Below are 25,345 nucleotides of genomic sequence, written 5' to 3'. Positions count from 1 at the left end.
AACGCCCCGACCCCAGTCAGGGCGGCCAAGGAGCCCCGGTACTCAGGAATCAAGTACTCAGGAATCAAGGCGTCAAGATCAAAAATCACGGACCGCGTTGCTGTCCCGCGCTTGGTACTCCGCGCGCTCAGTACTCCGTGGGGCCCGCGACTTCGTAGAAGGGTCCCTTGGGGTCGAAAGCGCGCCCGGTGAGTCGTTCATAGGCTTCCACGTATCGTGCACGGGTCTTCTCGACCACGTCTTCGGGAAGTTCCGGTACCGGCCCGTTGCCGTCCCACCCGGATTCGTCGGAGCGCAACCAGTCGCGAACGTACTGCTTGTCGAACGAGGGCTGGGCCTGACCCGGCTTGTAGGTCTCGGCGTCCCAGAACCGGGATGAATCCGGGGTCAGAACCTCGTCACCCAGGGTGATGGCACCGCGGTAGGAGTCCAGACCGAACTCCATCTTGGTGTCGGCCACGATGATCCCGCGTTCCCGTGCGATCTCCTCGGCCTCGAGATAAATGTTGAGCGACAGCTCGCGGAGACGATCGGCAACCGCATTGCCCACCACATCAGCCATTTCCTGGAAGGTGATGGGTTCGTCGTGTTCGCCCAGTTCCGCCTTGCCGGTGGGGGTGAAGATGGGGTTTTCCAACCGATCACCATCTTCCAGGCCCTCGGGCAACTTCACGCCGCAGATCGACCCCGATGCGTTGTAATCCTTGAGGCCGGAGCCGGTCAGATAACCGCGCACAATGTTCTCGACCGGGAACATGGACAGGTTCTTGCAGATCACCGCGCGACCACGCACGGACTCGTGCACGTCGGTCGTGAGAATGTGATTGGGAATCCCAGTGAGTTGTTCGAACCACCACAGGGACAACTGGTTCAGGATGATGCCCTTGTCCGGGATCTCGGTGGGCAGCACCTGGTCGAAAGCGGAAATCCGATCACTTGCGACCACCAGCACGGATCCGGCGCGATACTCGGCGTTGTCGTTGATGGCCACGCCAGTAGCGCGCAGGCGGGATTCGTCCGGAATGTAGAGTTCACGAACTTTGCCCGTATAGGCGTGCTTCCACCCGGGGATCTCGAGCGGTGCGGGGTGCTCACTCATGCTTGCTCCTCAGCTGTGGTCGGGAAGGTGATGCGCCCCTCGGCAGCAGCGAGCGCAATGTCGCTGCGGTAGTGCGCGCCGGGGAGGGAGATCACTTCCATCCCACGATAACCACGCTCACGCGCTTCGTTGAGGTCCGCCCCGTGGGACACCACGGCCAGCACGCGGCCACCTGCGGAAACAACCTCTCCTGCGTCATTCGTGGCGGTGCCGGCATGGATCACGTGGGTCTCGTCCACGGTCCCGACCTGCTCCAGCCCGGTGATGACGTCGCCCTTGCGCGGGGCGCCGGGGTAGTTCTGGGCGGCAAGCACCACGGTCACGGATGCGCCGGGCTTCCACTGCAGCGCTCGGTCCTCGGAAAGGCGACCCTGCGCGGCGTCGAGCATGAGCTCCCCGAGCGGGGATTCGAGCATTGCCAGCACGGACTGCGTCTCGGGGTCTCCGAAACGCGCGTTGAACTCGATGACCTGCACGCCGCGCTTGGTGACCGCCAGGCCGCAGTAGAGCACGCCTACAAAGGGTGCGCCGCGGCGTCGTAATTCGTTGACCACGGGCCGAGCCACGCGCTCGACGACCTCGTGCGTGAAGCCCTCGGGCAGCCAGCCCAGAGGCGTGTAAGCACCCATGCCACCGGTATTGGGGCCCTGGTCGTTGTCGCGCACGCGCTTGAAGTCCTGCGCGGGGATCAACGGAACCACGCGCTCACCGTCGGTGATGACGAACAAGGAGACCTCAGGGCCGTCCAGGAACTCCTCGATCACCACCGCGCCGCCGGCCTCGATGCACTCGCGGGCATGGGCTTCTGCGCGGTCACGCTCGTCCGTGACCACCACGCCCTTACCCGCGGCCAGACCGTCGTCCTTGACCACGTGCGGGGCGCCGAACTCAGTGAGCGCCTCGCGCACATCGGCCATGTCGGAGGTGGCCACGGCACGCGCGGTGGGCACATTGGCGGCGGACATGATCTCCTTGGCGAACGCCTTGGAGCCTTCGATGTGCGCGGCATCCTTGGAGGGCCCGAACACCGGGAAGCCGGCCGCGCGCAGGGCATCCCCCACGCCCGCGACCAGTGGCGCCTCGGGGCCCACGACCACGAGATCCGCATGCAGTTGGCGAGCCAGCTCGGTGACCGCCTCGGGATCCTGCGCGTTGACGGCGTGCACGGGGACATCCTGGGCGATCCCGGCGTTACCTGGCGCAGCGTGGACTTCACTGACCTTGGGATCTGCCAGCAGGGACTTGATTATCGCGTGTTCTCGGCCGCCTGGGCCCACCACCAAAACCTTCACGTGCTCAGCGTATCGGCACTGGGTCCACCTACTCCAACGTTTCGCATGATCGCGCTGACATACTGGACTTCATGCACACATTCAGTTCTGAACAGGCCGTCGATCTCGCCGAGGTGGAGCGCAGCGGGTTCGTGGAATCCCGGCATCGCGGCTCGGCCGTGGTGTTGGCACCCGATGGCTCCGTGGCCCTGTCACTGGGCGCCCCGGACGAACTGATCTTCCCCCGCTCAACGCTCAAACCGTTCCAGGCCATCGCCTCCATGAAGGCCGGCGCGCCGTTGCGCGGGGATCAGGTGGCCACCGCAGCCGCCTCCCACACCGGTACGTTCGACCATCTGGACGCCGTGAGTTCCATCCTCAAGGCGGCAGGCCTGACCCCAGACTCCCTGCAGTGCCCGAAGGACTGGCCGCAGGACGAGGACACCCGCGCCTGGCTGATCCGCACCGAGCGTGGCAAGAACCGCATGTGCATGAACTGCTCGGGCAAGCACGCGGCCTTCTTGTGGGCCTGCGTGGTCAACGAATGGCCCCTGGACAGCTACCTGGATCCGCAGCACCCGCTGCAGAAGCTCGTGGTCGAGACCATCGAGGACTTCTCCGGTGAACAGGTCCAGCACGTGGGCATCGACGGTTGCGGTGCACCGCTTACCGCCCTCACGCTTACCGGCCTGGCTCGCATGTACTCCACGCTGGGCCGCGCGGCACGTAATATTCAGGCCGACGCCCGCGCCGCCACGGTCGCGACCTCCATGCTCGACTACCCCGAATACGTTCAAGGCCCCGGCCGCTCCAACACCGTGATCATGGAGGAACTCGACGTGATCACCAAGCTCGGCGCGGAAGGTGTGCTGGGTCTGGGCACGCGTAGCGGCTGGTCCGTGGCCATCAAGATGCTCGACGGTTCCTCTCGAGCCAATGCGCTGGTGGGCCTCACACTCCTCGCCCAGGTAGGTGCCATTTCCTCCGACGACGTCGCTCGCGTCCTGGACAAGGTCCTGCGCCCCATTACCGGGGCCGGGAAACCCGTGGGGGCCATCAAGCTCGCGCGTCCCGTTCTGGACCTGCTCGCCTGACCCGCACACTCATCCTCTGTCCCACGCCGTCTTGACCCGAGCTGTCGCGAACTGTTCCGCACCAGCCATGTCGCACCTATTCCTGGAGGCACTGCACCGTGAGCGTGCGTCGCAAGATCAATCCCGCGGACGGCACCCTGGCACTGACCCAGTGGCGTCAGGACCCCGAATCGACACCGCGTAAGACCACGGCGTTGGCCGTGCGCTACTGCTTGGAAGAGCTGGCAACCCGCGCCGAGGGCAACTCGGTGGAAGTACGCGTACCCCCGTTCGGTGTGACCCAGTGCGTGGCCGGGCCTCGGCACACGCGCGGTACTCCCCCGAACGTGGTGGAGACCGATGCTCTCACCTGGCTCCGGCTGGCCACCGGACAACTCGACTGGGCGAGCGCCGTGGGGAACGGGACCGTGGCGGCGTCGGGAACCAGAACCGACCTCTCGGACTGGCTACCGCTGTTCAGCTGACCGGGTTGTCAGCAAACCCCCGGTCCCCCGCCAGCGCTGGTGTGAGCGGTCACGGCGAACCCGCGATAGCCTGGAACCCATGAGTTCCATGCCCCACACCACCCCCGAACACGCATCCGACGAGCCCTCGCGCGAAGAGAAGATGACCATTCGACGCGCTCCCAATCTGCTCGCATTCCTCATCACCGGTGCGATTCTGGGTGCCGTGGCCGGCGTCCTGTTCGGGCTGCTGGGTCCGGAATCCCAGTTCTACACTCGCGGCTCCATCATGGGATTCTTCCTGGTCATCGGCCTGGTGGTCGGTGCAGGCCTCGGCTCGGTCGTGTCATTGATCATCGACAAGATTTCGCTCAAGCGCACCCGCGATGTCACCGCACAGGTTGATGACGTACACGACAGTGGTGACCGCCCCGGATCGTGAGACACTTCTGTTGTGGTTCGATCCGATGGAAAACTCACTCATGACATCTTCCCCGGCGAAAAAGGCCCCCAGGACGCGTGCGGCGTTTTCGGTGTGTGGGCCCCCGGCGAGGACGTAGCCAAACTTGCGTATTACGGTCTCTACGCGTTGCAGCACCGCGGGCAGGAGTCCGCGGGCATTGCCACGTCCAGCGGCGACCGTATCTCGGTCTACAAGGACATGGGGCTCGTCTCCCAGGTCTTCGACGAGACCGTCCTGAACACCCTTCAGGGGCACGTGGCCGTGGGCCACTGCCGCTACTCCACCACGGGTGGATCGCACTGGGCCAACGCACAACCGACGCTGGGTGCCACCCCACACGGAACCGTGGCGTTGGCGCACAACGGTAACCTGACCAACTCGGCTGAGCTGTACGACCAGCTCATCGACAAATCCGGTTTCCCGTCGCGCGGCGAAATGGCCCAGGGCAACACCACGGACACCGCGCTGATCACGGCCTTGCTGGCGGAGCATCCTCATAATTCGCTCGAGGACGCCGCCATGCACCTGCTGCCCAAGCTCACCGGCTCCTTCTGCTTGTCCTTCATGGACGAGACCACGCTCTACGCCGCTCGCGACCCCCAGGGCATCCGCCCGCTGGTGCTGGGTCGATTGGAGCGCGGCTGGGTGGTCGCTTCCGAGACCGCCGCCCTGGACATCGTCGGCGCCTCGCTGGTTCGCGAGATCGAGCCCGGCGAGTTCATTGCCGTGGACGAGAACGGCCTGCGCACCCGTCAATTCGCCGAACCCAAGCGCGCGGGTTGCGTGTTCGAGTACGTGTACCTGGCCCGCCCGGACACCACCATCAACGGCCGCTCCGTGTACGAATCCCGCGTGGAAATGGGCCGCCAATTGGCTCGCGAGCACGCGGTCGAGGCCGATCTGGTCATGCCCACCCCGGAGTCCGGAACCCCCGCGGCCATCGGCTACGCGGAGGCAGCCGGTATTCCGTTCGGTCACGGCCTGGTCAAGAACTCATATGTCGGACGCACGTTCATTCAGCCCTCGGACACCATCCGACAACTGGGCATCCGGCTCAAGCTCAACCCGCTGCGTTCGATCGTCGCGGGCAAGAAGCTGATCGTCGTGGACGACTCGATCGTGCGCGGCAACACCCAGCGTGCACTGGTGCGCATGCTGCGCGAAGCCGGTGCGGCGGAAATCCACATTCGGATCTCATCCCCGCCCATCAAGTGGCCGTGCTTCTACGGCATCGACTTCGCTTCGCGTGCGGAGCTGATCGCCAACGGGCTGGCAGTGGAAGACATCCGCGCCTCGCTGGGTGCCGATTCCTTGGGGTACATCTCTCAGGAAGGCATGGTCGAGGCGACCAAGCAGCCGCGGGAGATCCTGTGCACCGCATGCTTCTCCGGCACGTACCCCACTCCCCTGCCCGAAGCCGACAAGCTCGGAAAGGCCGTGCTTGAAGCGCCGGGCAGCTCAGCGCCGTCGGCGAAGCACCACGAGCTGAACGAGACCGAACCTCAGACACCTGCCACCCAGGAGAACAGCGCATGAGCAACATCCAAGACGGCGCCAGCGCCCAGTCCGTGACCTACGCGAGCGCCGGAGTGGACGTTGAAGCCGGTGATCGCGCCGTGGAACTCATGAAGTCCGCGGTCAAGGCCACTCACTCGACCAACGTGGTCGGTGGGGTGGGCGGATTCGCCGGTCTCTACGATGTCTCGGAACTCACCAAGTACCGCAAGCCCTACCTGGCGACCTCCACGGACGGTGTGGGCACCAAGGTGGCCATCGCCCAGAGCCTGGACATCCACGACACCATTGGCTGGGACCTGGTGGGCATGGTCGTGGACGACATCGTGGTGGTGGGCGCCAAGCCGTTGTTCATGACCGATTACATCGCCACCGGCAAGGTGGTTCCAGAGCGCATCGCGGACATCGTGCGTGGCATTGCCGCGGCCTGCGACGCCGCCGAAACCTCCTTGGTCGGTGGCGAGACTGCCGAGCACCCGGGCCTGCTGGCCCCGGACGAGTACGACGTCGCGGGAGCGGCCACCGGCATCATCGAGGCCGACGAGCTGCTCGGCCCGGACCGCGTGCAGTCCGGTGACGTGATCATCGGCATGGCATCCTCCGGCATTCACTCCAATGGCTACTCCCTGGTGCGCCGGGTGATCAATGTGGCCGGCTGGCAGCTGGATCGTCAGGTCTCGGAACTCGGACGCACCCTGGGCGAAGAACTGCTTGAGCCCACGCGCGTGTACGCGGCCGATGTCCTGGACCTGGCTCGGGCCTTCCCCGTCAACGGAGAAGACGGGCAGACGGGCCACGGCGTGCGCGGTTTCTCGCACGTGACCGGTGGCGGTTTGGCAGCCAACCTGGCACGCGTGCTGCCCGCAGGATTGCAGGCCACCGTGGATCGTTCCACCTGGGAGTTGCCCGCCATCTTCCAGCTGGTCGGTCAGCTGGGCAACGTTCCCCAGCCCGATCTGGAACGCACCCTCAACCTGGGTGTGGGCATGGTCGCAATCGTTGACCCCTCAGTCGCAGATGCCGCGGTGGAGCACCTCAACAAGCGCGGCGTGAGCTCTTGGATCATGGGTCATGTGGGCCCCGTGGATCCGTCCGCCAAGGACGCCGGGTTGGACTGGGTCCAAGGCGCCAAGGGCGTGAACGGCGGCGGGGTGCTCATGACGGGCAAGTACGCCCACTGAGTCATTCGCGGAGCGGGAAGAAAAGCGCACAAGGAACCGCCCCAACCACTCGTGGTGTGGGGCGGTTCCTTGTGAACTACAACGTCCTTGGACCCGAAACGTGGTGCTCCACGTTCGCGTGACGCATGCGCTGCACTGCCGGTCGTGCGGGCCTCAGTGGGTTTCCGCGTGAACCAGGTCAGTCGTAGTCGGAGTACTTCTCCGCGTAGGCCGAGTAATCATCTTCTTCCTCATGACGATCCTCGTGGTCTACGGCTCGGGTGGACGGTTTGTTGGACCGCAGCTCGCGCTGCAGCGCCGAGTAGTCGGTTTGCGGGCTGAAGTACTTCATCTCCCGCGCCTGCCGTGTCGCCTTCGCCTTTTGACGGCCGCGCCCCATGGCGTGACCCCCTCTGCGTCTCGTGTCCGATGGGCGGCACTGTTCAACGCACTGCGCACACAGTACGGCCCCGGAGTATCTTGTCAGTTTTTCGTAGGTCCAGGTTACATGCTTTTACCCGCCCTTGCTGACGAGGGGTCACTCACATTGGGAGAAACCCTCTACATGACCTCGGTCGAAGCGAACCCGCTCGTAATTGACCACTTCGCCTGAGCTGGACCCGGTGGTTGACCCACCCGCCGGAACGTGCGGGTTTACGGTGAATTTCAGGTAATTATTCGCGCTGGTGTCACCATTCATGGTGATTCAGTACAGGTTACGCACAGGTTCTTGGTCGCACATACCCAGCGTCGCGAACGAGAACGAGTCCTCTTCAGTTTCTGCGGCCGCGGCCGGCATGGCGTTGACGATCATGAACGACGCTGCGGCGAAAGCCAACGTCGAACGGATCATGGATCGATATTGAATTGTCATGTTGGTTCCCCATTGAACGTGAAATTGCCCACTCCCCGGGTCGTTTCCAGCCCCTCATGAGCTTATGGACAGTGCCTACTCGTCGGTTAGTGCCTTTTCGGTGGACACCTTCATGTCTCTGCCGCACTTGAACAAGTCGCTGGCGTGCTCGTAGAACCCTGTAAGGTCTTGGGGTCCGGGCGGTTACATCCGTCGCCTTTCAGTTCAGAACGCAGGTTCCGTTATGAGCTCCTCGTCCCGCCCGGTATCCGGGTCCGACGATCCCCCCGCCAGTTACCCCCACGACACACACCCGGGCTTGATCCCCGGTGTCTCCGTGGAAGAACAGCGCGTCCGCTACCGCACCGACAAGATCACGTTCGGTGTGGCCGGTGCGCTGATCGTGGGATTCGTGGTGTGGGGAGCGGTGTCCACCGAAACCCTCACCCAGGTCGCTTCCGCAGCCCTGACCGGCGTCGTAACGTACGGCGGCTGGGTCTTCACACTGCTGGCCGCGGTCGTACTGCTGTTCCTGCTCTACGTGGGTTTCTCCCGATACGGCAGGATTCCCCTCGGCAAGGACGGCGAAGCTCCCGCCTATTCCATGGGTTCGTGGATCGCGATGCTCTTTGCCGCGGGCATGGGTGTGGGTCTGATCTTCTTCGGCGTGTACGAGCCGATCACCTATTACATGACTCCTCCGCCGGGTCGTGCGGAAGCCGAAACGTACCAGGCGATGCACTCGGCCATGGCGCAGACCATCTTCCACTGGGGCCTGCAGGCGTGGGCCATTTACGCGTTGGTGGGCGCGGCCGTGGGGTACGCGGCCTACCGCCGCGGTCGGCCGTTGCTGATGTCCGCCATCTTCGGTCAGCGTGCGCACCTAACCGTGGGCGGTCGACTGATCGACACCTTCGCGATCATCGGCATCCTGTTCGCGACCTCCGCTTCCTTGGGCCTGGGCACCCTGCAAATCGGTAGTGGTCTGCAGATCATCACCGGCATGAGCGAGGTGGGCAACGGCCTGCTGATCGGCATCATTGCCGCACTGACCTGCGTGTTCTTGATCTCCGCCGTGTCCGGAGTGGCCAAGGGCATTCGTCGCCTCTCCAACTTCAACATGGTCCTGGCGGCCATCGTCGCGTTCTTCCTGTTCGTGGCCGGCCCCACCGTGTTTCTGCTGAACTTCATCCCCTCCGTGGTCGGAACCTACTTCGGCGAGATGTTCCAGATGATCTCCATGTCCGCGTCGTGGGGTCCCGAAGCCGAAGAGTTCATGCGCTACTGGACCCTGTTCTACTGGGCCTGGTGGGTTTCCTGGGCGCCCTTCGTGGGTGTCTTCGTGGCCCGCATTTCGCGCGGTCGCACCCTGCGCCAGTACGTGACCGTGGTGCTTCTGGCACCCACCCTGATCTGCGTGCTCGCGTTCTCCATCTTCGGCGGCACCGCCATCTGGTTGCAGCGTTCCGGCGCGGACATCGCCAGCGCTGCATCCCCCGAGGCAATGCTCTTCCTCATGCTGGACGCGCTGCCCCTCAGCCAGATCACGCCCATCGCGATCATTATCCTGCTGGCCGTCTTCTTCATCACCTCCGCAGACTCCGCAACTCTGGTAATGGCGTCCATGTCCCAGCAGGGGAAGCCGCACCCGGACAAGAAGATCACCATCTTCTGGGGCCTCGCGTTGGCCGGTGTGTCCTCCGTGATGCTGCTGGTGGGCGGTTCGGATGCGCTGCAGGGGCTCCAAGACTTGGTCACCGTGGCGGCGCTACCGTTCGCGATCATCCTGCTCGCCCTGATCCCCGCGTTCCTGCGGGATTTGAGCACCGACCCCATGAGCCTGCGACACCGTTACGCCCGCAAGGCGTTGGACAACGCCGTGCGCCAGGGTATGGACCAGCACGGTGACGATTTCGCCATCGAGATCCGCCACGAGAAGGGCCCGTCTGCAGCCGGTCACGACGTTGATTCCACCTCGGAGCGCATCAGCGCCTGGTATCAGCGCACCGACGAAGACGATCGTCCGATTGATTACGACTACCGCGAGGACAAGTACGTGGAGGACGAACCAGCCAAGTAGCGTCCTCGCACTGCACAGCGCCGTCGGCCGCCCCTATTCGGGAAGGTCGCCGGCGCTGTGTGCTTTCCTCCCCCCCACCGACGACGCCGCTCGCGCCACCTACCGCGCGAACGCGTTGAGGTACCGGTAGACGTATTCGAACGGGATACCAGACATCTGGTTGACGGTACCCACGATGTAGGTCGCATAGGGCGGGCAGTAGAACGCGAAACTGCCCGTCGACCCCGAGTGCCCGATGATCTCCGGGGCGGGCAAGAACGGCGACATCAATCGTGGGAGCTGCAATCGCATCACGCCCGGGCCGTATTGCAGCGGCCCGTACTGGGTCCGTCGCCAATCAGGGTTCGACAGGTGCTCCGGGGAGAACAGCTCGCCCTCCGTGAAAGCGCGCAAAAACTTCATGAGGTCCGACGCTGATGCCGCGATTCCTCCGGAACCACGCTGGGACGAGATATAGCGATGGAAGGTGACGGGGCGGCGTCGTCGGAAGACCGGGGCTGTATCGGTCGTATTAGTGTGAACGAGGCCCGTGCGACCAAGGCCCAATGGTTCCAGGACGTAGTCCCTGATCAACTGCTCGTAGGGCGTGTCCGTGGTGCGTTCGAGGATCAACGCCAGCAGGTCGGCGTTGGTGTCCGAATACTGCGCCCTGCGACCCGCGCCGGGCGGAAATTTGGCGGCCACGTGGCGGTGGAGGTCCAAGACCTCCGAAAGGGGCACCTCACGGTCCCTCCGCAAGACCTGCTGCTCAAGGGACGGTGCCCCGTTGACTCCGGCCGTTTCCAGGTTGGGAAGGCCGGAGGTGTGCGTCACGAGATGGCGCAGTGTGATCTCGTCGCCATAGTCGCGCCCACTGATGACATGCACAACGCGAAGAGTGTCAGCACCGAGCCACTGAGCGGCTGGCTGGTCGAGCTCGAGAATCCCTCGATCCACGAGCGCGTACGTGATGGCGTGAACGAAGAGTTTGCTGATGGACGCGGTGATGAATCGTCCATCCAGTTTCGCCCGACCGGTGGTCGCCGTGTGGCGCCGAGACCCGTCTGCGCTTTCCAGGAGAACTACTGCGTGATGCACGGAGTTCCGCGAGCGCAGCAAATCGTCCACGCGGGCCAGACTCGATGTAGCGCTCATGCGGGGTCCTTTCTAAGAACCATAGGAAGCGGCTACCACCGCTGCCGAGCGACGGCCAACAGCTATCGGATCCACGGGGTCATCCCGGAGGAGCGAGGCCAGAACACCCGAGTAAATGAGTTCCACGGCATCGGCCAATTCCGCCGCTCGCTCTTCGGCCAGTGGCCGCGAGAGATGAAGCAGTCGTTTCCGCAGTAATGCCGAGTCCGCTTCCAGAATGGAACGCACTGGTTTCGGCGGTTCGGACATTTCCGATGCCGTGGCGAGGAAGGCACACCACCGTGCCGATGGGCGGCCACGTTCGCGGTATGCGAGTAGAGCGTCGAAAATCGCCAGCAAACGAGACGTGTCGTCAGAAGCTTCGGCAATGTGCGCGTCCCAGGCGGCCTGCCAATTCGCCAGTCGACCTTCGAGCGCTTCCGCCAGCAGACCGTCTTTGCTTCCGAACTGCGCGTAAAGCGTTGCCGCGGAGGTCTCCGCCTCGCGCAGAAGATCGTCCACCGGGGTCGCCTGAACGCCACGCGTGAACAGCTGTCGATCCGCCGCCTCCAACAATCGGGTCCGCGCCGGGGTTCTCGTCACCATCATCAACTCAACTCTAAACCGAGAAAACTAGAACGTACGTTACTATAAATGTAACGATCGTTTTAGAAAGGAGTTTCCTGTGCGCCTCATCCTCAGCAGCATGGGACTCATCGCCGCCACGTACGGTTTGGCGCGGTTCGGATACGGCCTATTTCTTCCGCAGTTCCAGCAGGCCTTCGATCTCGCTGGCGCCACCGCAGGCATGATTCAGGCGGGTAGTTTCCTGTCCTACTGTGTCGCCGCCGTAATTGCCGCGCTCGGAGCCAAATGGCCTCGTCTCCTCGTGGTCTGCGCTGGAGCCTCTGCCTCGGCGGGCGCACTCACGGTGGCGACTGCCCCCAGTACCGCGGTTTTGGGGATCGGCGTGGTGGTGGCCGGTACCGGCGCAGGTTTCGCCACACCGGGAACCGTGGGACTGATCTCGCGCATCATCGGGGAAGCCAAAAGAGAAGGCGCCCAGACCACGGTCAATTCGGGCACGGGCGTGGGGCTCGTTGCCGCCGGCCTGTTGTTGGCAACGACAACCGAGAATTGGCGTACCGGATGGACCATCATCGCCATCACCACGGCGCTTGCCACGGTGGCCACACTCACCTCGGCTCGCGCCGGGCACCCTCACCACACCTCAAGGTTCGGTGAGCCGGCTGCCGATGCACACGTCCGCCCGCACGACCTTCTCGCCTTGCGACGCGTCGTCGCTATCGCCCTGTGTTCGGGGGCGGGAAGTGCCGCAGTATGGACCTTCGGCCGATCGGCGCTCGATGCGGCCTCCCCCAGTTTTTTCACCGGGCAGTCATATTCGGTCACGGCCTGGATTCTGCTGGGTGCCATGAGCGTTGCCGGCGCGTTGGCCGCCCGACTCGTTCAACGCTGGTCGCTGAGTCGGGCGTGGTCGCTGACCAATCTGGCGATGCTAGTGGGCACCGCAGGCGTCGGAGTGGACCCCGGGCACCCGGTGATCGCCTTCGCAGCGGTGTCACTGTTCGGCGCGGGCTACACCGCCATGACGGGCGTCCTGATCGTGTGGGCCATGCGGTTGACCCCACGCTCGGCCGCTGCGGGAACGGTCGTTCTTTTTGTGGCCCTGGCACTCGGACAGGCCGTTGGCGCTTGGCTTCTCGGCGCGCTGCAAGACTTCAGTTCCGCACCCGTGATGTTTTTCGCAGCCGCGATTATCGGCGCAGTCGCCATCGCCGGACAGCCCCGACCGGTTCCCGCCAATCGAACTCCACCGGATCGAAGAGCGGTTCACGGGGCGCGCTGATCATTCCGCGCTTCCACACCGAGACAGCGGACAGGCAGAAGCGCCGGTAGCAACCCCCTCGGGGCCACTACCGGCGCTGTATTGCATCGGTCGGACTGGGTTGGTGTCTGTCTAAATACCGCGGATCAGTCTTCGACGATCTCCGCGTCCACGATGTCATCGTCGTTGCCGCTGGAAGGCGAGCCGGCGGCGTCGTCGTGGGACGAGGTAACCGTGAGGCCCTCGGTGGCGACGTCAGGGTTGACGTCCACGACCACCGTGTCACCGTCCACGATGTTTCCGGAGAGCAGGCCGCGAGCCAGGCGGTCGCCGATCTCGCGCTGCACCAGACGGCGAAGCGGGCGAGCACCGTAGGCGGGATCGTAACCGGCCAGGCCCAACCATTCGCTGGCTGCCGAGGTGACATCCAGCGTCAGACGGCGCGGTTCAAGCCGCTTGGCGAGCTGAGCCACCTGGATGTCGACGATCTTGGCGAGGTCCTCGACCGACAGCGGATCGAACATGATGATGTCGTCCAGACGGTTCAAGAATTCGGGCTTGAACGAGGCATTGACCACGTTCATGACCGCTTCCTTCTTCTGCTCCATGTCCAAGTTTTGGTCGACCAGGAACTGGCTGCCCATGTTCGAGGTCAGAATCAGGATCACGTTGCGGAAGTCCACGGTGCGGCCCTGGCCGTCGGTCAGACGCCCGTCATCGAGGACCTGCAACAGGATGTCGAAGACCTCGGGGTGAGCCTTCTCCACCTCGTCCAACAGGACCACCGAATACGGACGACGCCGCACGGCTTCGGTCAGCTGGCCGCCCTCGTCGTAGCCGACGTAGCCCGGAGGGGCACCGACCAGACGGGAGACGGAGTGCTTCTCCGAGTATTCGGACATGTCGATACGAATCAGAGCGCGCTCGTCGTCGAACTGGAAATCTGCGAGGGACTTGGCCAGCTCGGTCTTACCGACACCGGTGGGGCCCAGGAACAGGAACGACCCGATGGGGCGGTCCGGGTCCGAGATCCCGGCACGCGAACGACGAACGGCATCCGCCACGGCGCGCACAGCGGGCTTCTGGCCGATCAGACGCTTACCGAGGATCTCCTCCATGTCGAGGAGCTTCTCGGACTCACCTTGCAGCATCTTGCCCGCGGGGATACCGGTCCAGGCGGAAATCACCTCGGCAATGTCATCCGCGGTGACCTCTTCCGAGACCATGGTGTCCTCGGGGGTTTCACCGGCCTCTTCCTCCTGCGCCTGTGCAGCGTCAAGGTCTTTCTGCAGACCAGGAATCTCGCCGTACAGCAGTCGCGAAGCCTCCCCCAGATCACCGTTGCGCTGGGCGCGTTCGGCCTGCGAGCGCAGGTCGTCGATCTTGGCCTTGAGATCACCGACGCGGTTCAAACCGGCCTTCTCGGCTTCCCAACGAGCGTTGAGTGCATCCAATTCGGCCCGCTTGTCCGCCATGTCCTGGCGAAGCGCTGCAAGGCGTTCGACGGACGCCGGGTCCGTTTCGTCCTCGAGGGCAAGTTCCTCCATGGTCAGGCGGTCCACCTGGCGGCGCAGCTGGTCGATCTCCTCCGGGGCGGAGTCGATCTCCATACGCAACCGCGAAGCGGCCTCATCCACCAGGTCAATGGCCTTGTCCGGCAGCTGACGGCTCGGGATGTACCGATTGGACAGCGTGGCTGCTGCAACCAGTGCCGAGTCCGCAATCTGCACCTTGTGGTGTGCCTCGTAGCGTTCCTTGAGGCCACGCAGGATGGCCACCGTGTCTTCCACCGATGGCTCACCCACGTACACCTGCTGGAAGCGGCGTTCCAGGGCGGCGTCCTTCTCGATGTTCTGGCGGTACTCGTCCAGGGTGGTCGCACCGATCAGGCGCAACTCGCCCCGCGCCAGCATGGGCTTGAGCATGTTGCCCGCGTCCATGGAACCCTCCGAGGCACCGGCGCCGACCACGGTGTGAATCTCGTCGATGAAGGTCACGATCTGACCTTCGGACTGCTTGATCTCATCAAGGACGGCCTTGAGGCGTTCCTCGAACTCACCGCGGTACTTGGCACCCGCGACCATCGAGCCCAGGTCCAGGGAGATCAGTGTTTTGCCACGCAGGGACTCCGGTACGTCGCCGGCGACCATGCGCTGAGCCAGCCCCTCGACCACGGCGGTCTTACCGACACCGGGTTCACCGATCAGCACGGGGTTGTTCTTGGTACGGCGGGACAGCACCTGGACCACGCGGCGGATCTCGGAGTCACGGCCGATCACCGGGTCCAGTTTTCCGTCACGGGCAATGGCGGTGAGGTCCGTTCCGTACTTCTCCAGGGACTGGAAGGTTCCCTCCGGGTCCGGGCTGGTCACCTTGCGATCCCCGCGGACGGCAGGGATCACCCTGCGCAGTTCTGCGGGACCGGCGCCTGCTTCTTCGAGAGCATTCGCGGCCTTGTCACTGCCGGAGGCGACTCCGAAGAGCAAGTGCTCGGTGGAGACATAGTCGTCGCCGAGTTCACGCGCGTAGTTCTCCGCAGCCTGCAGCGCCTGCAGTCCCGCCCGGTTGAGTTGTGCCTGCTGCGTGTTCGCGCCGGAGGCGCTGGGCAGTTGGTTGATGATGTCGCTGGCCTTCACGGAAACGGCGTCCACGTTGGCGCCGGTGGCCTTGAGCACGGCAACCGCCACACCCTCGCGCTGGTCCATCAGCGCCTTGAGCAGGTGTGCCGGTTCGATTTGCGGGTTACCCGCGGTCGAGGCATTCGTGGCCGCTGCAGCCAACGCCTCTTGAGACTTAGTGGTGAATTTGGTGTCCATAGCAGCTCCTTCTGACAGTTGTGATCCTTGCTAGTTCAGCTAAGTTGAGTCTACTACGCTCAAGTCTGAATGTGAAGGGGTCAAAGCGCGAAAAAGCAAGTCGGGGGATGTGATGCCCATGACCCCACACCCCAGGCTCGCCGCCCAGAGCTGAAAAGTTAATACGCAACCTTTCTTGTTGGGAAAAGATCTGTACCCTTATCAAGTCGACCATGTGTTGTATGAAAGGTGCCACTATGAGCAACAAGAACAACCAGCGTCCGGGCGGCCAGAAGGCCAACACCCAGGGTTCCACCGAAGTGCCTTCCAAGAAGGACATCGCGGCGGAATCCAGCAAGGCCGAAGGCCAGCAGCTCAAGAACGAGGCAGCCGGATCCGGCCGCCGAGTGAAGGAGACGGCCAAGGACCAGGCCGTAGCCGCCAAGGACGAAGCCGCACACCAGGCCAAGGATCTCCTGGGCCAGCTCAAGGACGATCTGCAGAGCTACGTGGGCCCGCAGCAGGAGCGTCTCGCGTCCACCGCGCGCTCCGTGAGCGACGAGGTCAGCGCCATTTCTCAGGGCAAGAAGCCTGAAACCGACTACGTATCCGGTCTGCTCGGCAATGTCTCCGGCACCGTTGATTCGTTTGCTTCCTCCCTCGAGAACAAGAACGCCGAGGATCTGCTCGGCGACGTCCGCCGTTTCGCCGCTCGCCGTCCCGGTACCTTCCTGGCGATCGCCGCGGGTATCGGCCTGCTGGCCGGCCGCGCAACTCGCAGTGCCAAGGACAGCGACGAGATCGGCAACAGCAACAACGCCGCTGCCGTCAATCAGCCGCGCGTCTACGGCACTCCCGCTGCGGACGAGACCTACGCGTACCACGCTGACGCACAGGGTCAGGCTCCCCGCACCTACACCGACCAGGTTCCCGGTTCCGTTTACCCCGGAGAGCACGGTGAGCGTCGATGAGCCACCCCATTCCACCGTCAGAGCCTGAGCAGCGGGCGGAGCACGAATCGCTCGGTGAGATGTTCAAGTCACTGAGCACCAACCTGACCACCTTGATCCAGCAGGAAATTGCGCTGGCCAAGGCGGAGACAACTCAGTCCGTCGAGAAAGCCAAGGATTCAGCCAAAGACGCCGGTAAGGGCGCGGGCATCCTGGGCGGTGCCGGTGTCGCCGGCCACTTCGTCCTCTTGTTCTTGTCCCTCGCACTCATGTGGGGCCTGGGCAACGTGATGGGCCTGGGCTGGTCCGCGCTGATCGTCGCGGTCATCTGGGCGATCATCGCTGCGATCCTCGCCGTAGTGGGCAAGAAGAATCTCGACCAGGGCAAGCGGAAGATGGCTCACGCCACTCGCGATCCGCTGCCGAGAACCCGCGAAACCGTCAGCGAAATCCCGGATACCGTGAAGCCTTCCAAGGAGACCCGATGAGCCAGCAGAACCCCGAAGAAATCCGCGCCGAGATCGAAGCCACCCGTGCTCGCCTGAGCGCAGACGTGGACGCCGTCACCGAAAAGGTGACCCCCGAAAACGTCGTGGATCGCCAGAAGAACAAGGCCCGCAACAAGATCCAGGGTGTGCGTGAATCCATCATGGGTTCCGCGGACGACGCCCGTGTCGCTGGCCACCACGCCGCCCACGATCTGCGCGACGAGGCCTCCTACCGCATGGATCAGGCAGGCAACGCCGTCAGCAATGCTCCGGCCGCAGCCAAGGCGAAGACCCGTGGCAACCCGCTGGCCGCCGGCCTGATTGCCCTCGGTGCCGGCTGGCTGGTCGGTTCGCTCCTGCCTTCGAGCAAGAAGGAACAGGAACTCGTGGCCGATGCCGCTGACCGCGTTCAGCCGCACGTCCAGAGCGCCGTGGACTCCACCAAGGAAGCCGCACAGGATATCGCGCAGGACCTGAAGGAGCCGGCCAAGGAAGCCGCGCAGTCCGTCAAGGAGACCGCACAGTCCGGTGCTGAAGAGGTCAAGTCCCAGGGTCAGCGTGAAGCAGACCAGCTCAAGGGCTCGGCTCAGAATTCCGCCAAGAACGTCAAGGACAACACCCAACAGGCCTGATGCCTGACGGTTGTGCATGATGTCGAGGGCCCCTGATCAGAAACGGTCAGGGGCCCTCGTTGCGTCCCCACCTTCTCACTTAGTGCCTTAAGCTGGACAGTAGATAGTGTCCGTCACCGGTGCCGCATTCCGGCACCTCGCCCGCCGTTTCCGAAGGGACCCACCGTGGCCAGCGATTCCCCGTCCGAGCAGCCCACTCCGCGCAAACCGAGCCGGTTCCGTCGCTTCGACAATTTCGTGATGCGCTTCGTGGGCCCGGCCAACCGCAGCTCCATGAACCTGCGCGGCAATACCGAAATGAGTGACGAGGCCAAGGACTGGTACCAGAACCTCCAGGACGACTTCGAGATGGTCAAGGACGCCAACGGGCACACCTACCTGCGCCGCCGCGGCCAATAAATCTCGAGAACGGAACTTGCCCCGCGAATCGTTGAGATTCGCGGGGCAAGTTCGTGAGCGGCGTCGGCGAGCGGGCCGACGCCGCCGCAACCGTCAGTACTTGGCGGACTGCCCGCCGTCGATAGGCAGTACCGTGCCGTTGACGAACGGAGCCTCGCCGGACAGGAAGAACGCGACCACCGAGGCCACTTCTTCAGGCTTGCCAAACCGCTTGAACGGGTTCACGGATACAAACTGCATGCCCGCTTCCTCCCAGTTCTCGGGGTCCATCTGCTTGAGGGACGCCTCGACCATGGCGGTCATGATCGCACCCGGGGCAATGGCGTTGATGGTGATGCCGTACTGGCCGTACTCGACCGCCGAGTTGCGGGTCAGACCCACCACGCCGTGTTTGGAGGCGGAGTAAGCCGACTGGTTGCCCACACCGCGAATGCCACCCACGGACGCGCAGTTCAGCACGGAACCGTAGCCCTGCTCACGCATCACCTTCAGGACGGCCGCCATACCGTAGAACACGCCGTTGAGGTTGACGGAGAGCACCTTGGAGAATTCATCGGCGCCGAAATCTTCGGTGAGGTTCTGCCGCCCTTCGATTCCGGCGTTGTTGAAGAACCCGTCGATCTTACCGAACTCGTTGACGGTGGCGTCCACGTATTTCTGGACCTGGGCTTCGTCGGAGACGTCGGCGGCCACGGTCAGGATTTTGGCCTCGGGGGCGGTTTCGAGGACCAGCTCCTTGGCGGCTTCCAGTGCGTCTTCCTTGAGGTCCACGAGGACCAGGTTGGCGCCCTCGGAGCCGATGCGAACGGCGGATTCCAGGCCCAGGCCGGATGCTGCGCCGGTGATGATCACTACTTTGTCGGTGAAACGAGCCATGTGATGTCCTTTCCTAGCCGGAGAAGCTGGTGGCGATGGGGCGCGGATCAGCGCCTTCCGTTCCACCGTATCGATCAGACACGAACGCTTCCTTAAGTGTCAGGCCCACACCCCGGAGGTCCCTCGCCGGTGACTACCCAGGAGGTGGGTGTCCACCATGCCGATCGCTTCCATCAAAGCGAACATGGTGGTCGGCCCGACGAACGAGAATCCACGTTTCTTGAGTTCCTTGGACAAGGCCTTGGACTCGTTGGAGACGGTCGGGACCTGCGCGAACGTCTCGGGTCGCGGAGTGTCGGCGGGTTTGAACGACCACACCAGATCCACCAGTCCTCCGTCCTCCCGCAGGGCCACCGTGGCCTTGGCGTTGTTGATGGCCGCGACGATCTTCTGTCGGTTCCGGATGATGCGGGCGTCCTCCAACAGTCTGTCCACGTCCGCTTGGCCGAACTCCGCCACGATGCCCGGGTCGAAGTTCTTGAACACTTCCCGGAAGGCCGGTCGCTTGGCCAGGACCGTGCGCCACGACAGCCCGGCCTGGAACGCCTCTAGCGTCACCCGTTCGAACATCCCGGTCTCGTCCCGGACTGGCATGCCCCACTCGGTGTCGTAGTAGTCGCGCAGCAACGGGTCCTTGGCGGCCCACACGGGCCGCGCGAGCCCGTCCTCGCCGATGACCAGATCAGGATTGCTCGCCACGCGAGTGCCCCTTCCCCACGGCCGGTGCCGTGAGCTCGAAAAGTTCGCAGGCGGCGTCGTAATAAGCCTCGCTCAGCCCCAGGTGCGTCATGCCCAGTCGCAGGCACACCGCTTGGGATGGCTTGTTGGCCGGATTGGTCACGGCCACTACGCGATCGAGACCGGCCGCGAAAGCGTGCTCCAGGACCACCCGCGCTGCTTCGGTTGCGTAACCGCGGCCCCAGTGGTCGGGGTGGAAATGCCAGCCGATTTCGATGTCCCGCTCCGCCTTGGTACCGCTGTCGGGAATGGGTTTGAGCAGCAGAGACCCCGTCATGGTTCCGTCCGCCAGGCACACCGCCCACAACCCCTGCACCGGATCGGCCACGTAGCGCTCGTTCCACGCCGCGATCTTGGCTCGCGCGGCCTCCGGAGTCCGCACGCGTTGCGCACCGTCGCCCAGGTATCGCTGCACGTCCGCGCGCGAATAGAGGTCCTGGACGAACGCGGCGTCGTCGACCGAGTAGGGTCGCAAGATCAGTCGCGCCGTCTTCAGGGGTCGCGTCACTGCAGGTTCGATTCCGACGACGCCGCTGCGCCGCCTTCCTGTCCAGACTCACCACGGGCGTGCTGGGCCTCCATACGATCAAGCAGCTCGTCCTCGCTGAGCGGTTCTCCGCTCATGGCCCGCCGGGTGTTACGGAGATCGGTGAGCGCCAGCAGCACCAGGGCGACCGCCATGGCCATGGAAATCACACCGAAGGTATTGGCGAAACCATAGGAGATGCCCAACATGTCCGGGCCGGTCAGGGCGGTGAACACGGATTCTGGACCGTCCGGCGTGGAGTCCGGGAGGAAGAATCCGAAGAGCGCGGTGACGATCCATGAACCAATCGCCGTGAGACCCGCGCGCTGGGTGACCGCTTGGGAGGGGTAGAACTTGGCGTCCTTGCTGAACAGCACCGCGGCCACCGTGTGCAGCACCATGAGCGGAAGTCCCAACGCGAAGGCGTAAACCCACACGAGCGACCCCAGTGCATCCACGAGGATCCGCCCGAAGACGACCCAGATCACCAACACCATGGCCACCGTGGACATCATCCCCGGCAACGCGCGTCGCCATGCAGAACCGGATCGGTGCAATTCGCGGGGATGCATTTCGTAGGTGCTCATGTCTTCATCGTAAGTGCGCCGCCATCGAAGATTGCGACCTCCCTGCCCAGACAACAAGGTGAATTACGGCCCCACCGCTCTTGAGTGATTCAATTTATGCTGCAAAGATTGATGCATGTCATCCCCACAAAAGACCCGGCGTCTATCCCTCCCCCTCTCAGATCGGGACGAAGCAGATCTTGAGGCTCTCAGACGAGCGCCCGAGGTACTTGAGACCCTCCCCGGTAACGTCTCCGAAAAGTCATCCGATGCGGCCCTTCTTCATGCGGTTGTTGAAATGGGCTTCCAGCGAATTCGCGAGTTCCATATGGACCTTCAGTACGCCCAAATCGCAGTGGAAATCCAAGACTCCCGGGATAGTCGACGCAAGCGGGCTACCCAACGGCCTCGCGGCACAGCGGGCCCCCAGTGACCCGGATGCTCCGGGGGCAAATTTGGGAAGCGACACTGGATCAGACCGTGGGCTCGAAAATGTGGGTCGTCGTCTCTCACAATCCTCGAAATAGAAACTTCGACACCGCGCTTGCGGTTCGCGTGACCACGACAAACCGCCATGCGAACCTTCCGACAGTTATCGCCCTCCCCGCGGGCGAGAGCATTCACGGATGGATCGTATGCGATTCCTTGACGGAACTCTGGGATGAAGATCTCAACCAAGCTGAACCCGCAGGGGCGCTGAGCCGCCGAACCATGAATCTCATCGCACCCGGACTGATGGCAGCCCTCGGGCTGTCCCCAAGCGGCTGAGTATCCTAGCGCCCACCTCACGAAGACCAGCTGTCGCCCTATCTTGGCGCCAGTCACGCCCACTTTGGTGTCAGATGCGGCCAGTACAGTGACACTATGACCGCTACTTCATTCCCTCGCGCAGTACTTTTCGACCACGACGGAACCCTGGTGGACACCGAGCCCCTGTGGGCCCAGGGCAAGGAGCAGTTGGCGGCAACGCACGGCGGGGAATGGACCCAGGCCGATACGGACGCGACCCTGGGCAAGCCCATCGCCAAGACGGTCGAGCGCCTCAGCGAGCTCGGTGTTCCCGGTGACCTGGACCAGGTGTTCCAGGAGTTCTACACCGTGCTCGAGAAGATCCTCGAAGAGAACCCTCCGGGCTTTATCGCGGGCGTCGAGCCGCTGCTCAAAGACCTCGCGGAGGCCGGGATCCCCGCGGCGATCGTTACCAATGCGACCACGGACGTCGCCAAGTACACGGCATCGATCGCGCCGGACAACCTTTTTCAGGTGATCATCGGTGACCAAGAGGTCGCCGCGGGTGTGAAGCCCAAGCCTGATCCGGACGCCTACCTCCAGGCCGCCAAGCGCCTGGGTGTGGAGCCGCAGGACTGCGTGGTCATCGAGGATTCCCCCTCGGGCGCACAATCCGGCGTTGCCGCAGGCATCATCACCGTGGCGGTCCCGGGCGAACAGGAGATCCCACCCCAGCCCGGTGTGGTGCACGTTCCCAACCACTCGGAGCTCACCCTGGACTTCCTGAGGATGCTCAAGCCGTGACGCTCACGCGCTGAATAGCTGAACAGCACTTTCAGACGACAGAAAGTAGGGCGGCCAGTTTCGATCGAAACTGGCCGCCCTACTTGATCAGTGCCCGAGTTTAGCGGGTGCCCTGGTCCTGGCGATTCGCCCGACGACGGCGCTGTGCCGCGGCGGTTGCGCGATCCGGAGTCTGACCGGACGAGTGCGAACGCTGGCCGGAGCCGCTGCGCTCACCGCGAGGCTTGTCGCTGCGAGCGCCCGATGCCGAACCGGAACCCTGCGACTTGCCGCCGAAGCGACGGTTGCCGGAACCGGCGGCGTCGGAACGGGACACGTTGCTGCGCGCACCGCCCGAACGGGTACCACCGGAACGCTTGCCCTCGGTGCGAGCCTCACCGCCGCGAGGGGAACCGTCTCGCTCGGAGCGGGAACGGCCTGAGCCGGAACGGCCACCATTGCGGCCGCCGGAGCGAGCGGCGTCGTTACGGCCACCGGAACGACCACCCGAGCGCGGCTTGGAACCACGGCCGCCCTGGCCGCCACCGTTACCGGACTGGGGCGCGGGCTGGTAGGCAACGCGCTCGGCGCGCTCGCCCACCAGGTCCGCGACGATCTCGGAACCGGGAGATACGGCGTCAATGCGAGCGCGTACGCCGGCCTTCTGCATGAGCTTGTCCACGTCGCCGCGCTCTTCGGTCGTGGAAATGGTGATCACGGAACCGGAAGCGCCGGCGCGAGCCGTACGACCGGAGCGGTGCAGGTAGGACTTGTGCTCGGCGGGCGGGTCGATGTGAACGACCAACTCCACGTCATCAACGTGCACGCCGCGGGCGGCCACGTCAGTGGCCACGAGCACGCGCACCTCGCCCTCGGAGAACGCGGCCAGGTTGCGGTCACGAGCGTTCTGCGACAGGTTGCCCTGCAAGTCGACCGCGGGGATACCCGACTGGTTGAGCTTCTTGGCCATCTTCTTGGCGCGGTACTTGGTGCGCGTGAACATCACGCGGCGACCGGTACCGGAGGCCAGGGTCTCGATGAGCGCCTGCTTGTCGTCGTTGTTCACGACCAGCACGTGGTGATCCATGGTGGTCACCGCTGCCTTGGCAACGTCCGCCGAGTGCAACACGGGATTGCTCAGGAACTTCTTGACCAGGGTGTCCACGCCATTGTCCAAGGTTGCGGAGAACAGCAGACGCTGGCTTCCCTTGGGCGTGCGGGACAGGATTCGGGTGACCACGGGCAAGAAGCCCATGTCGGCCATGTGATCGGCCTCGTCGAGGACCGTCACGCGGATCTCATCCAGGGTCAGAACGCCTTGTTTGAGCAGGTCATCCAGGCGGCCCGGGCAAGCCACCACGATGTCAACGCCCTTGGCGAGTTCCTGCTCCTGGCGCTTCTGGGACACACCGCCGAAGATCACGGTGGTACTCAGGCCGGCGGCCTTGGCCAGCGGGGCCACGGTGCGGTCGATCTGGGTTGCTAGCTCGCGGGTGGGAGCCAGCACCAGCCCGGTGGGGCGGTTGGCGCGACGAGGTGCGCGAGCGGCGTCGTCGACCATGCCAGCCAGGCGAGCCACGAGCGGCAACGCGAAGGCCACGGTCTTGCCGGAGCCTGTGCGACCACGGCCCAGGACGTCCCGGCCGGCCAGCGAATCGGGAAGGGTTTTTTCTTGAATGGGGAAGGCTTCGGTGATGCCGGTACGGGCAAGGTCAGCCGAAAGGACCTCGGGCACGCCGAGGTTTACGAAATTAGTAGACAAGGAAAGTCTTTCAGGTTGGTCCACGCGAAACGATTCCGCGCGCACGCGCCATAAGCCAAATCTGGGGCGCGAACTGCGCGCCTTGGACCGGCGCGCCAACCTCGTGAAATGCACGAGGGAACTTAGCCAGTGTACACACGTCACCTACTGGCGGGTTAGGACGCATGCCACAGGCCCACTCACCACTGACTGGGAACAGGCGTGCGGCCCGGACCTTTTCCAGGCTCCGGGCCGCACGTTTCAGAGACGCGACGGATCAGATGGCCGTGTAGCCACCGTCCACCAGGTAGTAGCCGCCGGTCATGAAGGATGCGCCCTCCGACAGCAAGAACGTGGTCAGCTGCGCGACCTCTTCCGAGGTGCCCAGACGACCCATGGGGTGGGCGTTGATCAATGCTTCCTTGGCACCGGCAGGGAGGTTCGCGAGCAACGGGGTTTCGATGTACGCCGGACCCACCGCGTTGATGCGCACTCCGCGCTGTCCGTAGTCCACGGCGGTCTGCTTGGTCAGGCCCACCACGCCGTGCTTGGCGGCGGTGTACGCGCTGTTTCCGACACCGGTGGCCACGGTCGAGTGGATCGAGCCGATGTTCACGATGGCCCCACCGCCATGCTGCTCGATCACCGGAAGTTCGGCGGCCATGCCGTACGCAACACCGTTGAGGTCGATGGCCACGGTGCGGTCCCACGCGTCCATATCGGTCTCGCCCAAGGCCTCGACCTGGCCGCCCACACCCGCATTGTTGACGGCGTAGTGCAAGCCACCGTAGGTCTGCACGGCAAAGTCCACGGACGCCTGCGCATCCTCGCGCTTGGAGACGTCCTGGCGAATACCTGCGGCGTCACCACCGGCGGCCATGATGGCCTGGACCACGTTGTCGATACCGGTCGAATCGATGTCGGTCACCACGACCTTGGCACCGCGCCTGGCCAGATCCTTGGCAATCGCCTCACCGATTCCCGACGCCGCTCCGGTCACCAATGCCACGCGCCCGCTGAACTCAGACATATCCACTCCTTCTCTTCGGGATCACTTTCTCCCTTCAAGTCTTAGTGTTTTCGCGCACAAATGCCAGGGATGCTCCTGTGTTGTTGGCCGGTCTCGCAGACAGCGGAAGCGGCCTGGGAATCCCGGGCCGCTTCCGCTGGTTCTCACTGCTC

The 25,345-nt window shown here is 64.0% G+C and carries 26 protein-coding genes; 13 read left to right on the top strand and 13 right to left on the bottom strand.

What is annotated here, in order from left to right; translation table 11 throughout:
* Positions 1 to 127: 127 nt before the first annotated feature.
* A complete protein-coding gene (locus CKW39_RS01540) occupies positions 128 to 1,099 on the bottom strand; it encodes a phosphoribosylaminoimidazolesuccinocarboxamide synthase (RefSeq protein WP_095796418.1) in 972 nt (323 codons plus the stop codon).
* On the bottom strand, positions 1,096 to 2,391 hold the full coding sequence (gene purD, locus CKW39_RS01535) for a phosphoribosylamine--glycine ligase (protein ID WP_095796417.1): 1,296 nt from the start codon (positions 2,389 to 2,391) through the stop codon (positions 1,096 to 1,098). Before purD ends, CKW39_RS01540 begins: the two co-directional genes overlap by 4 nt.
* 71 nt (positions 2,392 to 2,462) lie before the next feature.
* On the opposite strand from purD, the gene CKW39_RS01530 reads away from it, so the two are divergent.
* The 5 genes from CKW39_RS01530 to purM all read left to right on the top strand — a co-directional run bounded on the left by CKW39_RS01530 (position 2,463) and on the right by purM (position 7,066).
* Entirely contained in the window at positions 2,463 to 3,464 is a 1,002-nt protein-coding gene (locus CKW39_RS01530; protein WP_095796416.1) for an asparaginase, read from the top strand.
* A 98-nt stretch (positions 3,465 to 3,562) separates the two neighbouring features.
* Positions 3,563 to 3,928, top strand: a complete 366-nt coding sequence (locus tag CKW39_RS01525) for a sterol carrier family protein (protein WP_095796415.1) — start codon at positions 3,563 to 3,565, stop codon at positions 3,926 to 3,928.
* A 79-nt stretch (positions 3,929 to 4,007) separates the two neighbouring features.
* Positions 4,008 to 4,349 (top strand): hypothetical protein, encoded by a 342-nt coding sequence (locus CKW39_RS01520; protein WP_095796414.1) that lies wholly within the window; start codon positions 4,008 to 4,010, stop codon positions 4,347 to 4,349.
* A 12-nt stretch (positions 4,350 to 4,361) separates the two neighbouring features.
* Entirely contained in the window at positions 4,362 to 5,906 is a 1,545-nt protein-coding gene (purF, locus tag CKW39_RS01515) for an amidophosphoribosyltransferase (protein WP_095796413.1), read from the top strand.
* Positions 5,903 to 7,066, top strand: a complete 1,164-nt coding sequence (gene purM / locus CKW39_RS01510; RefSeq protein WP_095796412.1) for a phosphoribosylformylglycinamidine cyclo-ligase — start codon at positions 5,903 to 5,905, stop codon at positions 7,064 to 7,066. Before purF ends, purM begins: the two co-directional genes overlap by 4 nt.
* Positions 7,067 to 7,244: 178 nt before the next feature.
* Here the strand turns inward: purM and CKW39_RS01505 are convergent, their stop codons facing one another.
* A complete protein-coding gene (locus tag CKW39_RS01505) occupies positions 7,245 to 7,445 on the bottom strand; it encodes a DUF3073 domain-containing protein (RefSeq protein WP_095796411.1) in 201 nt (66 codons plus the stop codon).
* A gap of 306 nt (positions 7,446 to 7,751) precedes the next feature.
* The gene (locus CKW39_RS15390; protein WP_158222896.1) at positions 7,752 to 7,898 is read right to left on the bottom strand and encodes a hypothetical protein; all 147 of its coding nucleotides are present in this window, start codon (positions 7,896 to 7,898) and stop codon (positions 7,752 to 7,754) included.
* A 244-nt stretch (positions 7,899 to 8,142) separates the two neighbouring features.
* Here CKW39_RS15390 and CKW39_RS01500 point away from each other — a divergent pair, with 244 nt between their 5' ends.
* Positions 8,143 to 9,978 (top strand): BCCT family transporter, encoded by a 1,836-nt coding sequence (locus CKW39_RS01500; protein WP_095796410.1) that lies wholly within the window; start codon positions 8,143 to 8,145, stop codon positions 9,976 to 9,978.
* A 99-nt stretch (positions 9,979 to 10,077) separates the two neighbouring features.
* Here the strand turns inward: CKW39_RS01500 and CKW39_RS01495 are convergent, their stop codons facing one another.
* On the bottom strand, positions 10,078 to 11,112 hold the full coding sequence (locus CKW39_RS01495; protein WP_095796409.1) for a serine hydrolase: 1,035 nt from the start codon (positions 11,110 to 11,112) through the stop codon (positions 10,078 to 10,080).
* 12 nt (positions 11,113 to 11,124) lie between these two features.
* Entirely contained in the window at positions 11,125 to 11,700 is a 576-nt protein-coding gene (locus CKW39_RS01490) for a TetR/AcrR family transcriptional regulator (protein WP_095796408.1), read from the bottom strand.
* A 97-nt stretch (positions 11,701 to 11,797) separates the two neighbouring features.
* Here CKW39_RS01490 and CKW39_RS01485 point away from each other — a divergent pair, with 97 nt between their 5' ends.
* Positions 11,798 to 12,961 (top strand): MFS transporter, encoded by a 1,164-nt coding sequence (locus tag CKW39_RS01485; protein ID WP_254049222.1) that lies wholly within the window; start codon positions 11,798 to 11,800, stop codon positions 12,959 to 12,961.
* 125 nt (positions 12,962 to 13,086) lie between these two features.
* Here CKW39_RS01485 and clpB read toward each other — a convergent pair whose 3' ends face one another.
* A complete protein-coding gene (gene clpB, locus CKW39_RS01480; RefSeq protein WP_095796407.1) occupies positions 13,087 to 15,756 on the bottom strand; it encodes an ATP-dependent chaperone ClpB in 2,670 nt (889 codons plus the stop codon).
* A 236-nt stretch (positions 15,757 to 15,992) separates the two neighbouring features.
* Here clpB and CKW39_RS01475 point away from each other — a divergent pair, with 236 nt between their 5' ends.
* From CKW39_RS01475 to CKW39_RS01460, 4 genes are all read left to right on the top strand, one after another.
* Positions 15,993 to 16,706, top strand: a complete 714-nt coding sequence (locus CKW39_RS01475) for a hypothetical protein (RefSeq protein ID WP_095796406.1) — start codon at positions 15,993 to 15,995, stop codon at positions 16,704 to 16,706.
* Complete coding sequence (locus tag CKW39_RS01470) at positions 16,703 to 17,173, top strand: phage holin family protein (protein ID WP_095796405.1); 471 nt, start codon at positions 16,703 to 16,705, stop codon at positions 17,171 to 17,173. Before CKW39_RS01475 ends, CKW39_RS01470 begins: the two co-directional genes overlap by 4 nt.
* Positions 17,170 to 17,805 (top strand): DUF3618 domain-containing protein, encoded by a 636-nt coding sequence (locus CKW39_RS01465; protein ID WP_095796404.1) that lies wholly within the window; start codon positions 17,170 to 17,172, stop codon positions 17,803 to 17,805. Before CKW39_RS01470 ends, CKW39_RS01465 begins: the two co-directional genes overlap by 4 nt.
* A 165-nt stretch (positions 17,806 to 17,970) precedes the next feature.
* A complete protein-coding gene (locus tag CKW39_RS01460) occupies positions 17,971 to 18,204 on the top strand; it encodes a hypothetical protein (RefSeq protein WP_095796403.1) in 234 nt (77 codons plus the stop codon).
* A 93-nt stretch (positions 18,205 to 18,297) separates the two neighbouring features.
* Here the strand turns inward: CKW39_RS01460 and CKW39_RS01455 are convergent, their stop codons facing one another.
* From CKW39_RS01455 to CKW39_RS01440, 4 genes are all read right to left on the bottom strand, one after another.
* The gene (locus tag CKW39_RS01455) at positions 18,298 to 19,080 is read right to left on the bottom strand and encodes a glucose 1-dehydrogenase (RefSeq protein ID WP_095796402.1); all 783 of its coding nucleotides are present in this window, start codon (positions 19,078 to 19,080) and stop codon (positions 18,298 to 18,300) included.
* A 99-nt stretch (positions 19,081 to 19,179) separates the two neighbouring features.
* A complete protein-coding gene (locus tag CKW39_RS01450) occupies positions 19,180 to 19,779 on the bottom strand; it encodes a DNA-3-methyladenine glycosylase I (protein WP_095796401.1) in 600 nt (199 codons plus the stop codon).
* Positions 19,763 to 20,326, bottom strand: coding sequence for a GNAT family N-acetyltransferase (locus CKW39_RS01445; protein WP_165189173.1), 564 nt, complete (start codon positions 20,324 to 20,326; stop codon positions 19,763 to 19,765). The genes CKW39_RS01450 and CKW39_RS01445 overlap by 17 nt, the downstream gene beginning before the upstream one ends.
* Positions 20,323 to 20,931, bottom strand: coding sequence for a hypothetical protein (locus tag CKW39_RS01440; protein WP_216823136.1), 609 nt, complete (start codon positions 20,929 to 20,931; stop codon positions 20,323 to 20,325). Before CKW39_RS01440 ends, CKW39_RS01445 begins: the two co-directional genes overlap by 4 nt.
* 417 nt (positions 20,932 to 21,348) lie before the next feature.
* Between CKW39_RS01440 and CKW39_RS15900 the strand changes: the two genes are divergently transcribed.
* Both CKW39_RS15900 and CKW39_RS01430 read left to right on the top strand, forming a co-directional pair.
* Positions 21,349 to 21,678, top strand: coding sequence for a type II toxin-antitoxin system PemK/MazF family toxin (locus tag CKW39_RS15900; RefSeq protein ID WP_095796400.1), 330 nt, complete (start codon positions 21,349 to 21,351; stop codon positions 21,676 to 21,678).
* Between the two features lie 96 nt (positions 21,679 to 21,774).
* Positions 21,775 to 22,443, top strand: coding sequence for an HAD family phosphatase (locus CKW39_RS01430; protein ID WP_095796399.1), 669 nt, complete (start codon positions 21,775 to 21,777; stop codon positions 22,441 to 22,443).
* A 100-nt stretch (positions 22,444 to 22,543) separates the two neighbouring features.
* Here the strand turns inward: CKW39_RS01430 and CKW39_RS01425 are convergent, their stop codons facing one another.
* Positions 22,544 to 24,184: a DEAD/DEAH box helicase gene (locus CKW39_RS01425; RefSeq protein WP_095796398.1), complete on the bottom strand. Its 1,641-nt coding sequence runs from the start codon at positions 24,182 to 24,184 to the stop codon at positions 22,544 to 22,546.
* A gap of 256 nt (positions 24,185 to 24,440) precedes the next feature.
* Entirely contained in the window at positions 24,441 to 25,193 is a 753-nt protein-coding gene (locus CKW39_RS01420) for an SDR family NAD(P)-dependent oxidoreductase (protein ID WP_095796397.1), read from the bottom strand.
* Positions 25,194 to 25,345: the final 152 nt, after the last annotated feature.

The sequence above is a fragment of the Kocuria sp. WRN011 genome, assembly GCF_002295155.1.
In the GTDB taxonomy this organism is placed as follows: Bacteria; Actinomycetota; Actinomycetes; order Actinomycetales; family Micrococcaceae; genus Kocuria; species Kocuria carniphila.
The sequence above is the reverse complement of the archived record's forward strand: the minus strand, read 5'-3'. Positions and strand labels throughout refer to the sequence as shown.